The sequence below is a fragment of the Paenibacillus xylaniclasticus genome, from assembly GCF_004001065.1.
Lineage (GTDB): Bacteria > Bacillota > Bacilli > Paenibacillales > Paenibacillaceae > Paenibacillus_T > Paenibacillus_T xylaniclasticus.
This window is the reverse complement of record NZ_BIML01000010.1, coordinates 1-12,666: the sequence shown is the minus strand read 5'-3', so window position 1 is coordinate 12,666 and position 12,666 is coordinate 1. Positions and strand designations below refer to the sequence as shown.

The following is a 12,666-nucleotide window of genomic DNA, read 5'->3' as shown; positions in this document are numbered from 1 at the left end:
CAGCTGATTTCACTCTAATATATTGACAATATTTGTATATTAATATATAATAAGACCATTTATTGAATATTATAAAATCTCTTATTTGTTGGTTAATCGCTGGTGGGTCACGTTAACCGCTAATGGAGAACATAAAGCGGAAATAATTGTAGCTTGTCAAGTTGGATAAGTGAAAGGGCGAAGCTATGTGCAAATGGCGGTGCACGTCATAAAATGAACCAAGTGAATTGGTATGTTTTTTTTGTGAGGACGGGCGGGGAAGAACGGGTGAAGCAGCTTCTTCTTAAATGGTTAGATGAAGAAGTGTGTAAACCATTTATACCGATTCGAGAGAGGCTTTTTAAGGCAGCAGGAACCGTGAAGAAAGAACTGGCCCCTTTGTTCCCAAGCTACGTTTTCGTTGAGTCGTGCTTACCCAACTTGAATTTTATATCGAGTGTAAATTCGTTGTTGTATAGTTCGTACGATATCGTTCGTTTATTAAGATACTCGAAGGCAGAAGCTTCCCTTAGGGACTCTGAGCGACAAGTTTTGAAGAGTTTATGTAATGATAAATATTGCATAGAATCATCTACCGGTTATATCGAAGGAGGGAAATTATATATTATTGATGGTCCCCTTAAAGGGAAGAGTAATATGGTGAAGAAAATAGACCGACATAAAAGGCAGGCCATTATTCAATTGGAATTTATGGGCGAGATAAAGCTCGTGAATGTAGCCGTAGAAATTATTAGTAAAAATTAAACGGATGACGTGGAACGAACGTTTATTTAATGAAGCTTTCAAAACGGGCAACGGTTTTGAAAGCTTTTTATGTGCGCCCAACATGGGCGCTATCTCTAGGGTTCAAGTCCCGAATGGTGAAGGCAGTAATAGCCATAGCTTAAGGCGGACACCTCGTACAAAACGGGCCAGCCATTCGAGAACGCATACGAAACGGAACCTACGAGCCAAGTCCAGTCCGTCGAGTCGAAATCCCGAATACTCGATTATTTGTCTTTCGATGGCTAGCAATCGCGGCTGAGAAAACCAATCCATTACTAAGGAGAGAGATTATGATGCGTAAGGAAGAAGTATTTGAAATCGTTAAAGGCTGTATTTGTGAAGTACTTCCTGATTTAAAGAATCACCATTTTCAATATGAGGACCGGTTGGTGGATCTGGGCGCTGATTCAGTAGATCGAGCAGAAATTGTAACGAGAGCAATGGAGGCTTTATCGCTTCAGATTGCTCGCGTAGAGCTATCAGGTGTAAAAAATGTAGGAGAACTGGCGGATGCGCTCCATTACAAATTACAATCCGTCTGAGCCATATATTACAGGCGTTGGCGTTACGTCGGCGATTGGCCAAGGGAAGGACGCTTTCGCCACGGCGTTGTTCGAAGGCCAGCATGCATTCGGGGTATTGCAGCGTCCTGGCCGAAAGGGAGACGCCTCATTCATCGGCGCAGAGCTGCCGTCCTTGTCGTTTCCGGAACACTTCTCTAGACGTATGCTGCGAACGGCAACCCTATCCGGTCAAGTCGCCTTGCTTACTCTTCAGGAAGCATGGGATGACGCTCGTCTGGATGACGTCGATCCAGGTCGCATCGGTCTAATCGTTGGCGGCTCTAATTTGCAGCAGCGGGAATTGTTTCTTACCTATGAGAATTATCGCGATAAAATGTGTTTTGTTCCGCCAACTTATGGTCTTACTTTTATGGATTCTGATTTGTGCGGACTATGTACGGAGCAATTCGGCATTCAAGGATTTGCTTACACGGTTGGAGGAGCTTCTGCAAGCGGACAAGTCGCGATTATTCAAGCCATTGAGGCGATTCAGACAGGGCGGGTAGACGTTTGCATTGCGATGGGGGCGCTGATGGATATTTCATATATGGAATGTCAAGCATTTCGATCCCTGGGGGCAATGGGAAGCGACCGCTATGCAGATGATCCTGCTAGGGCATGTCGTCCATTCGATAAGCAGCGGGATGGATTTATATACGGCGAAGCTTGTGGAGTCGTTATCGTTGAGCGGGTCGATTCTGTTATGAGGAGACAGGTAAAGCCTTATGCCAAGCTTATGGGCTGGGGCATGAGGATGGATCGAAATCGAAATCCGAATCCTTCGTATGAAGGCGAAGTCCAAGTGATTCAAAAAGCGTTGGAGAGAGCGGCGTTGCAGCCTCAGGAGATTGATTATATTAATCCGCATGGCACAGGCTCTGCGATTGGCGATGAGATCGAAATTAGAGCAATTGAAGATTGTAACCTCTCGCACGCCTATATCAATGCAACCAAATCGATTACCGGTCATGGACTGAGCGCAGCAGGAACCGTTGAAATTATCGCTACTTTGCTGCAAATGAAACAATCGAGGCTTCATCCTACGCGCAATTTGGAAGAGCCTATAGGATTTAATTGCAACTGGGTAAGACAAGAGGCGATTTCGGCAGCGATACGCAATACATTGAATTTGAGTATGGGGTTCGGTGGAATAAATACTGCCATTTGCATGCAGAATTGCGAATTGGGCGATTAGAAAGGGAGACGATTATGGTTCAGGTTGGAATAGAGGCAATGAATGTTTTCGGAGGATCGGCCTATCTAGATGTCAAGCAATTAGCCGAGCATAGAAATTTAGATCCGGCGAGATTTGAAAATTTGCTGATGAAGGAGAAGGCAGTCGCGCTGCCATATGAGGATGCCGTTACCTTCGGCGTTAATGCGGCCAAACCGCTGGTGGATCGTCTTTCCGAAGCGGAGAAGAACCGAATTGAGATGTTAATTACATGTACGGAATCGGGTATTGATTTCGGTAAATCGATAAGCACTTACATTCACCATTATTTGGGGCTAAACCGGAATTGCAGATTATTCGAGCTGAAGCAGGCCTGCTACTCAGGGACTGCCGGGTTCCAAATGGCGGTGAATTTTATCGTATCGCAGGTTTCTCCTGGAGCGAAGGTGCTTGTCATTGCCAGCGATATTTCGCGGTTTATTGCTGCTGAGGGCGGAGAAGCTCTGAGTGAGGATTGGTCTTATGCTGAACCAAGCGGAGGCGCAGGCGCCGTAGCTATGCTCATCAGCGAGAATCCATATCTGTTTCAAGTCGATGTTGGTGCGAATGGTTATTATGGCTATGAGGTGATGGATACTTGTCGGCCGGTTCCAGATAGTGAGGCCGGAGATGCCGATTTGTCATTAATGTCCTATCTGGATTGCTGCGAGCAATCGTTCTTGGAATATAGAAGACGAGTAGAGGGGGTAAATTATAAAGATACCTTTCAATACCTTGCCTTTCATACCCCATTTGGCGGAATGGTAAAAGGTGCTCATCGTACGATGATGCGCAAGATGGCCAAAGCAACGCCAAATGAGATTGAAGCCGATTTTGTACAGCGTGTGAAGCCTGGGCTATCGTATTGCCAACGGGTTGGAAACATTATGGGAGCTACCGTATTCCTATCCTTGGCCGGGACGATCGACAAGGGAGCCTTTGATACGCCGAAGAGAATCGGTTGTTTCTCCTACGGTTCAGGGTGCTGCTCTGAATTTTTCAGTGGAGTTGTCATGCCGCAAAGCAAGGAACATTTGGCGCGCTTTGAGATCGAACATCATTTGAATGACCGATATCCGCTCTCGATGCAAGAATATGAGTCTTTGCTTCAGGGAAGCGGCGCTGTACGCTTTGGAACCCGCAACGCTAAGCTGGATCTCCAGTTCATTCCTGGGGTACTCGACTCTAGTAAAGGAAAGGGCCGGTTATATTTGGAGGAGATACATGAGTTCCATCGCAGATATAGGTGGGAATCATGAGCTACGAAACGATTCAGGTTCGATTTCAAGAACCGATCTGTTATATACGGTTTAATCGGCCGGAAGCCAATAATACGATCAACAATACACTAATTGAAGAGTGCTTGCATGTGCTTGCGCTGTGTAAGGAGAAGGTGACAATCGTCGTCCTCGAAGGCATGCCGGAAGTATTTTGCTTTGGGGCGGATTTTCAAGAATTGTACGATACAGTGGCGAGCGGGCAAGTCCAAACAGAAGGACCGGAGCCTCTGTATGAGCTGTGGATGAAGCTGGCGACAGGTCCGTATATAACAATTTCTCATGTGCGCGGTAAGGCTAACGCTGGCGGTGTTGGATTTGTTGCCGCCAGCGATATTGTAATTGCTGACCAGACGGCACATTTCAGCCTGTCGGAACTGCTGTTTGGACTGTTTCCCGCCTGTGTTCTGCCATTTTTGGTCCGCAGAATCGGATTTCAGAAAGCGCATTACTTGACATTAATGACGCAACCGGTTTCTGTTGAACAAGCTCATTCATGGGGCCTCGTCGATGCGTATGACGCACAGAGTGAGATGCTGCTGCGCAAGCATTTGCTGCGTCTTCGGCGATTGTCCAAGACGGCAATTGGTCGATACAAACGGTTTATGGATGAGCTTCACAATGTGCGCCAGCATAAAATGCTGGCGTTGGCGTCCAATCAAGAGGTATTCTCAGATGCCCATAATCTGAATGGCATTCTCCGTTATGTAGAAACAGGGCAGTTTCCTTGGACGGAATAAGGTGAGTTGCCGCAAGGCGAAGAGTGGAGGGATGAGAGGTCATCATGACGCAAGCTGTGGTTGAGCTGCTTGAATTGGAGCAAGGCATTATTCAAGTGAAAATGCAGGATACGGTTCATAAAAATTTGTTCACGCTTGAAATGATCCATGAACTAAGAGAAGCGTTTAATCGGATTCATAACCATTCAACCTGTAAAGTCGTGATCCTAACCGGCTACGACAACTACTTCTCCACTGGCGGAACACAGGATGGACTATTGGCCATTCATGATGGCATCTCCAATTTTGCCGACATCAATATTTACTCGCTTGCATTGGAATGTAAAGTTCCCGTGATTGCCGCCATGCAGGGTCATGCGGTTGGCGGCGGCTTCGTTATGGGACTTTTTTCTGATTTTGTTGTCCTGAGCAGAGAGAGCATTTATACAGCTAATTTTATGAGGTACGGGTTTACGCCGGGAATGGGGGCAACGTACATTATTCCGAAGAAATTCGGGTTCAGCCTTGGAGAAGAGCTGTTGCTAAGCGGAGGAAATTACCGAGGGGCGGAGCTGGAGAAGCGGGGAATTCCGTTTCCCGTTCTGCCTCGTAAAGAAGTGATGGCTCATGCTCTGGAGCTTGCCCGGCAGTTGGCGGAGAAACCAAGATTTTCTTTAATTACGCTCAAAGATCATCTGGTCGCTCCGCTCCGGGAGCAGCTTCCCGCGATCATCGAGCAGGAGCTTATTATGCATGAGAAGACCTTCCATCAAGCGGAGGTCAAAGAACGGATCGCCAGCTTGTTTGGAAAGTAGAACGTGTTTGAGGAGTTGATAGAGGAATGGCACGAAAAGACGATCAAGTACGCGACCTTGATATTCCAATTGCTTCTTTTATCGAAACTTGTGAGCTACATCCGGATAAAAAGCTGTTTACGTTCGAGAAAGTAGGGGAGGCTCCCCGTTTTCTTACGGGAACGACCCTATTAAATCGTGTGCGGAATTTAGGCAGCATTCTGATAAATGAATTAGCAGCGCAGGAACGGGTACTGCTTGTATTTCCGCAAGGGCTGGAATATATATGCGGCATGCTAGCGTGCTTTTATGCCAATGTCACAGCTATACCTACACCTATTACGGATTCGGAGCCGAGTGAGATATTTATCGAGAAGATTATGCCGATTCTAAAGGATTCCGAAGCCGTATGCATCCTGACTACGACGGAGTTCCAGGCTTTCCTCCAGTCGAAGCAGGAGCTTCAAACGGTCCGGTTTTTGAATATCAACGAAATGGTTCAAGAGAATTCCGTGAACGATGAGATCGGGATAAGGAGACCTGCACCAGAGGATATAGCCCTGTTGCTCTATACATCAGGATCCACCTCGCTGCCTAAAGGTGTTATCCTCACCCACCACTCTTTAATGAATCAGGTACAGGCCGTGCAATGGAGAATTGACGGAAATAGCCGCATTGTTTCCTGGATGCCGCAATTTCACGCTTTCGGCCTGCAAAATAATATATTGGTTCCGTTATTTAATGGCGCGTCGAGCGTTATTTTACCGCCCGAAAGCTTCGGCATTCATCCAGAGAATTGGATTCGAATGATTGATAAATATGAGGCGACCCACACAGCTGCCCCTAATTTTGCGTTCGATTACTGCTGCTCCACAATTGACATGGAAGCCGTGGAGACCTATTCCCTTCGCCATCTGGAAGCGATTATATGTGCTGGAGAACCGATTCGGAAGGAAACGTTCGAGAATTTCCTCGCCAAATTCCGGGTATTGGGACTTCGAGAGGATATATTTTGCCCTTTGCTTGGCTTATCCGAGCTCTGTCCTGTGACCAGCATTAGGCCAGGTCAATTGTTGAAATTTTTGAACTTGGACATTCCTAGCCTGGAGCAGGGAAAGGTTCGGTATACGGATGAACAGATTAAATGTAAAACCGTAGTCAGCTGCGGCGAGATTGAGGAGCCGACCGAGATACGGATCGTCCACCCTGATAAACATACCGAATGCTTGCCCGGGGAAATCGGTGAGATTTGGATTAAATCCCCTCGGGTGGCGAAAGGATATTTGAACCGAAAAGAAGAGACGGACAGCATGTTCGAGGTGACTTTATTGGAACCCCATGAAGCTGGTTTTTTCCGTTCGGGAGATCTCGGGTTTATTGCGGACAATCATCTCTATGTTATCGGGAGGGAAAAGGAAACGATCATTATTCGCGGCAAAAATCATCATCCGGTCGATATTGAATGGACAATTAAGAAGAATATACCGGAGCTGACCTTGCCGACTGCTGCGTTTTCCTGCGAAATCAATGATCAGGAGAAGGTCATCGTCTTACAAGAAATCGAAACGCCTCTACAGGAGCAGGAATATGAACGTCTAGCCGAAAGCATCTTGAATGCCGTGTCAGAGACGCATCAGCTTGAGATTTACGATCTACAGCTATTGTTAAAAGGAAATATTCCCCGTACGGGCAGCGGCAAAATCCAACGAAAGGTTTGCCGTAATGTTTATATGAAGCAAGAACTGAAAGCGCTTTATCAGTATCGGCGCACAGTCCAAGTATCGGACTCGAATCATTCGGAGACAGCTTCAGATCATCATCACTCTTTCGAACATGTCGACATATCGATACAGGCAAGCTTTCAAGCGTATATGTTGGAATTTCTGCATCGGGAGCTGAATTTGGAGCCCAGTCAGACGGATCTGAATAAAAATTTGCACGGCTATGGCATCGATTCTATCCTCGTTATGAAGCTGATACGCGGCCTTGAGAAGCTGTATCCGATTAAAGTGAAAACAAGAGAATTGATAGAGTATCCGACGATTCAATCATTGTCGGCGTATCTAGCAAAGAAGGCCGAGAGCTCGGCTGTACAGAGTGCTGCTGCAGTACCTTCTCGCATTTCCGACAGGAGTCCGCTGTCAGAGATTCAGAAAGGGTTGTGGCTGCTTCAGAAGATGTCGCCGGACATGAGTGCTTATAATGTACCGGTATGTCTTCGTTTTCAAACGAAAATCGAGCTCGAGAAAGTGAAAGAGGCACTTCGTCTCGTTACGGAGCAGCATCCGATTATGAGGACCGTCATGGAAGAGGACAACGGAGTTCCTTATCAAAGGCAGCAATTCTCGCAGAGCCTTGAGTGGTATATAGAAGATATTTCGGCCTTGAAAGAGGATGAGGTAATTCCATACATCCGGCATAAGTCTAAGGAACCGTTCGTGCTGGAGCAGGACCCTTTGATGCGAGTTCATGTTTTCTCTCGGTCTGAACAGGAGCATTATTTACTGGTTGTCATTCACCACATCGTATTTGACGGAAGCTCGATGAACATTTTTGTTCAAAGCTTGCTGGATCGATATCGCGACTTGATATTGGGACAAAGGCCGTTCGTATCGCCGCCTGCTGCGAGTTATACCGATTATGTCGAATGGGAGCAGACGATGTTGGCAAGCGAGGAGGGCGATAAATCCCTCTCTTACTGGAAGCAGCAATTGGCGGGGCCATTGCCTGACTATGAGTTTCCGTATGACCGTCCTGCGGTACGGGGACAAAGCGCTGAAGGACAAACCTATACGAAGCGTCTAAGTCAGGAATGGGTCGGTAAGGTAAAGGCATTTGCTCAAGCGCAATATACGAGCATATCTACCGTATTGCTGGGCATGTATATGGTGCTGCTCAACCGGTATTCTGGGCAGCGAGATATAATTGTCGGCATGCCTGTCATGGTGCGACCGGAATCTCGTTTTGACCCGTTAATCGGTTATTTTGTCAATATGCTCCCGATACGGGGCCGGATGAACGAGAAGGAGACGTTCTTGGAATTTTTGCAACAATTGCGCATGACAGTCGCCGACGGTCTGGATCATGCGGCGTATCCTTTTCCAGCTTTGGTTCGAGAATTGAATGTGCCGCGTTCGCAGACGAGATCGTCTGTTTTTCAAACCGCCTTCTTCTATCAAAATTATCATCAAGCTATGAGCCTTCAGCAGCTTTGCACGTCCTATGCATCAACGTTCTCGGTAGAATGGGTCGAAAGCATTCGCCAGGAAGGCGAATATGAGCTTGTATTGGAGTTAGTTGAACAGGAAGATGAAATGGTTCTTAATCTCAAATACCGCTCCGAATTGTTAAACCATTCTACGATTGAACGGTTGGCGGGAAGTTATCTTGCATTAGTGGAATCGATTGTACAAGAGCCGGCAGGGGCTTTAGGAGACTATTCCCTGCTTCTGGACGAGGAGAAAGATCTTATTCTCCGCGATTGGAATGCGACCGAAACTGATTGCCCAGATAAATGTCTTCCAGAGCTGTTCGAGAGACAGTCGAGGAGAACGCCTAACGCTATTGCAGTCGTTTACAAGGATCAATCGCTGACCTATCGGGAGCTGAAGGAAAAGAGTACGCAATTGGCGATCTATTTGCAGAATCAGGGCGTTACCCCTGACACGCTTATCGGAATTTGCATGGAGCGATCGCTAGAAATGGTAATCGGCTTGTTGGGCATCCTTATGGCGGGCGGAGCCTACGTCCCGCTTGATCCGGAGTACCCGGAGGATCGGTTGGCCTATATGCTTCAAGATTCCAATGTTTCACTTGTTCTTACGCAGTCAGAACTGGCGGACAAAATCTCCCGTCTGGCAGGCAACGGCGTAAATTGTCTTGTTCTTGATCGAGATTGGGAGCAACTGAGAACGGAAGTAAAAGCGAGAAAGACGCTTAAGAGGGAAGTGCGGCCTCATCATTTAGCTTACGTGATCTATACTTCCGGAAGCACAGGAAAGCCTAAAGGGGTTATGATTCCACATCAAGCGCTCACGAATTTCTTGTTGTCCATGGGAGATAAGCCGGGTCTGAACGGGCAGGATAAGCTGCTGGCCGTCACCACATATTCCTTCGACATCGCTGGACTGGAACTATATCTGCCTTTGATCAAAGGCGCTCAATGCTATATTTGCGACTCCGAGGCTGTAAAAGATGTTGAAAGACTTAAGCGTGATATACAGACGATAAAACCGACTGTCATGCAGGCGACTCCAGTTACATGGACGATGCTCTTCCAATCCGGCTGGAAAAACGAAGAAAACATAAAAATCTTATGTGGCGGAGAAGCGTTGTCGGAAACGTTAAAAGCATATTTTGTAAATAACGGCTGCGAAGCGTGGAATATGTTCGGTCCGACGGAAACAACCATTTGGTCTACGCTTTCGCCTATCGCTGCAGATAACCCGATCTCTATCGGCAAGCCTATTGCGAATACGCAAGTTTACATTTTGGACGAGCGTCTCAGACCTGTGCCTATTGGGGTTCCGGGCGAGCTTTTTATTTCGGGCCTCGGCCTGGCTAGAGGTTATTGGAACAAGCCGGAGCTGACAAGCGATAAGTTCATTGACAATCCGTTTATACCGGGAGCACAGCTTTACAGAACGGGAGATATGTGCAGATGGCTTCCAGATGGCTCGATCGAGCATTTGGGGCGGATGGATTATCAGGTAAAAATCCGCGGTTATCGGATTGAACTGGGTGAGATCGAAAGCCGGATTCGAGCTTATCCAACCATTAATGAATGCGTTGTCGTTGCCAAAGAGCAGGGGGAGGTCAAGCAGCTTGTCGCCTACTGTTTGCTGAACAACGCCGGATCTGAGAAATTATCGCTTAACTCGAAAGAAATACGACATTATTTGAAGGCTAGTTTGCCTCATTATATGATACCGGCCATCTTTATCGAACTGGATAAGCTGCCTTTGACCCCGAACGGAAAAATCGACAGAAACGCGTTAGCGAGGCGCACCATTGAGTTAGCAACAGTCGACAACAACATTTCGTTGCCGCAATCCGAAATTGAACATCGTGTTTTGACTGTATGGAAGGAAGTTTTGCAAACGGACGATTTCGATACGGACGATGCTTTCTTTGATTTAGGTGGAAACTCTTTCTCGGCGGTAGCGCTGGTCGGAAAGCTGAAGGAGAGGTTAGGCATAGCTCTATCGGTGACGGTCTTGTTTCAGTATCCGACAGTGAAAGAGCTTAGCACCTATATTTCGCAAACGATAGATGCCAACGCCGCTTTGTTGGACGAACCGAAGCAAAGGGATGCGGTTGAGAAACTGCATATAACGGAAGCGGCTAAGGCCACGAATGATTATTTGCCATCCACCCCTGAGTATTTGGATGACAGCATCGCAATTATCGGTATTTCGTGTCATTTCCCAGGGGCGAGGAATCACAATGAATTTTGGGAAAATTTACGTGATGGCAAAGAGAGTGTCCGCTTCTTCTCCAAGGAAGAGCTGATTCAATTAGGGGTGGACAGAGAATTAGTCGAGAACCCAAACTATGTTCCCGGACAGAGCACGATTGAAGGGAAGGCCTTCTTCGATCCGGAGTTTTTCAATATTTCGCAGAAAAATGCGGAGCTAATGGATCCGCAAATGAAGCTGCTGCTGCAGCATGCCTGGAAGGCTGTTGAAGATGCGGGGTATGTCTCCAAAGAAATTCCGGAGACCAGCGTGTATATGTCGGCGAGCAGCAGCTTCTATCAAGCGTTTATTCCAAATCTGGCTTCGCTATCGCCTAATATTCTGAAGAATGCGGATGAATATGTAACGTGGATCTTGGCGCAGGGCGGGACAATTCCGACGATGATTTCCCATAAGCTGGGGTTAAAGGGTCCTAGTATCTTTGTGCATTCCAACTGTTCATCCTCGCTAATAGGACTGCAGCTGGCTTCACAAAGCTTGTTATCCGGCGAAGCGAAATACGCGTTGGTCGGCGCGTCTACCATTTTCCCGTTTACCAGCTTAGGCTATGTGCATCAACCGGGCTTAAACTTCTCTAGCAGCGGACATGTTAAAGCATTTGATGCTTCTGCCGACGGCATGATCGGTGGGGAAGGAGTTGGAGTCGTTCTGCTGAAAAAAGCGCCTGATGCCATACGGGATGGCGACCATATTTATGCGTTACTACGGGGCGTTGGCGTAAACAACGACGGAACAGATAAAGCGGGCTTCTATGCTCCTAGCGTTAAGGGGCAGGCTGAGGTTATCCGGAAGACAATCGAGTCGACTCGAATTCATCCGGAAACAATCAGCTATATCGAGATGCATGGAACCGGGACGGAGCTGGGCGATCCTGTCGAATTTACTGCTTTGAATGAAACATACAGACAATATACGGATAAAAAGCAGTATTGCGGGATAGGATCGGTGAAAACCAATATCGGTCATTTGGATACCGCTGCTGGCATAGCAGGATGCATAAAAGTCGCATTAAGTTTGTACCATCAAGAGATTGTGCCTTCCATTCATTACGAGAAGCCGAATAAAGATTTACAGCTGGATGATTCGCCGTTTTATGTTACAGACAGCCTCCAGCAATGGCCAAGCGGATCGGCTCCTCGCCGAGCGGCGCTAAGCTCTTTCGGAATAGGCGGGACGAACGCGCATGCGATTCTTGAGGAGTATGCTCCGCATGAGACAGCTGCACGCGACTATTTCGATTCGGAGAACGATGCCGACAGCTATGTGATTCCGTTATCTGCTAGAAATTATAATCGACTGCAAGAATATGCACGAGAATTGTCAGCTTATCTAGCTGTCACCCAAGTGAATTTGGCCGACGTATCGTTTACGCTCCAAACGGGACGAACCGTGATGCGAAGTCGTGTAGCCTTTATCGTGAAGGATAAGGACGAGCTGGTGAACAAATTGGAAGCGTTCGCGACGGGGCAACAGCGGATTAATCTTTGCTGGAAGAACGAAGGCTCGCTCGAAGATACCCAGCTATGGTTTGAGCAGGAGGAAATTTTTCATGAGCTTATAAATAAATGGATCTCAAAGTATGAACTCAATAAGCTGGCGGAGCTATGGGTCAAAGGCTTCCATATCGATTGGCGGCTGCTGTATGCCGATGTTAGGCCGAGAAGGGTCAGTCTGCCTACGTATCCATTTGCAAAGGTGCACTGTTGGGCTCCGGAGGTCGAGGCCTATGCGACAGGCGCTGGAATGGCGCAGATACTAACGTTTGGTGTTGAAGCTGCGGGTGCAGGAATAACGGAAGCATTGTCCGCAGCTGGCAGCAGCATGCTGATGTTCGAGCCAGCCTGGAAGGGACAGAACG

Annotated in this window: 7 protein-coding genes; all 7 read left to right on the top strand. The window is 47.3% G+C overall.

The features are described from left to right. Nucleotides 1-213: 213 nt before the first annotated feature. On the top strand, nt 214-744 hold the full coding sequence (gene loaP, locus PXY01_RS12635; RefSeq protein WP_246027907.1) for an antiterminator LoaP: 531 nt from the start codon (nt 214-216) through the stop codon (nt 742-744). Between the two features lie 314 nt (nt 745-1,058). Further along, nucleotides 1,059-1,307 carry an acyl carrier protein gene (locus PXY01_RS12630; protein ID WP_127570484.1) on the top strand — a complete coding sequence of 83 codons (249 nt, stop codon included), beginning with the start codon at nt 1,059-1,061 and terminating at the stop codon, nt 1,305-1,307. Further along, nucleotides 1,276-2,523, top strand: coding sequence for a beta-ketoacyl synthase N-terminal-like domain-containing protein (locus PXY01_RS12625; protein ID WP_127570379.1), 1,248 nt, complete (start codon nt 1,276-1,278; stop codon nt 2,521-2,523). Before PXY01_RS12630 ends, PXY01_RS12625 begins: the two co-directional genes overlap by 32 nt. Nucleotides 2,524-2,537: 14 nt before the next feature. Beyond that, nucleotides 2,538-3,800, top strand: coding sequence for a hydroxymethylglutaryl-CoA synthase family protein (locus PXY01_RS12620; protein WP_127570378.1), 1,263 nt, complete (start codon nt 2,538-2,540; stop codon nt 3,798-3,800). Beyond that, nucleotides 3,797-4,558, top strand: coding sequence for an enoyl-CoA hydratase/isomerase (locus tag PXY01_RS12615; RefSeq protein WP_127570377.1), 762 nt, complete (start codon nt 3,797-3,799; stop codon nt 4,556-4,558). Before PXY01_RS12620 ends, PXY01_RS12615 begins: the two co-directional genes overlap by 4 nt. Nucleotides 4,559-4,602: 44 nt before the next feature. Next, complete coding sequence (locus PXY01_RS12610; RefSeq protein WP_127570376.1) at nt 4,603-5,352, top strand: polyketide synthase; 750 nt, start codon at nt 4,603-4,605, stop codon at nt 5,350-5,352. Between the two features lie 26 nt (nt 5,353-5,378). After that, on the top strand, nt 5,379-12,666 hold a 7,288-nt coding region (locus tag PXY01_RS12605), incomplete at its 3' end, for a non-ribosomal peptide synthetase (RefSeq protein ID WP_127570375.1).

Bases quoted from the DNA above. Each gene is read 5' to 3' on its own strand.
- loaP (WP_246027907.1), top strand. From the start codon at position 214: ATGAACCAAGTGAATTGGTATGTTTTTTTTGTGAGGACGGGCGGGGAA.
- PXY01_RS12610 (WP_127570376.1), top strand. From the start codon at position 4,603: ATGACGCAAGCTGTGGTTGAGCTGCTTGAATTGGAGCAAGGCATTATT.
- PXY01_RS12625 (WP_127570379.1), top strand. From the start codon at position 1,276: ATGCGCTCCATTACAAATTACAATCCGTCTGAGCCATATATTACAGGC.
- PXY01_RS12630 (WP_127570484.1), top strand. From the start codon at position 1,059: ATGCGTAAGGAAGAAGTATTTGAAATCGTTAAAGGCTGTATTTGTGAA.
- PXY01_RS12620 (WP_127570378.1), top strand. From the start codon at position 2,538: ATGGTTCAGGTTGGAATAGAGGCAATGAATGTTTTCGGAGGATCGGCC.
- PXY01_RS12615 (WP_127570377.1), top strand. From the start codon at position 3,797: ATGAGCTACGAAACGATTCAGGTTCGATTTCAAGAACCGATCTGTTAT.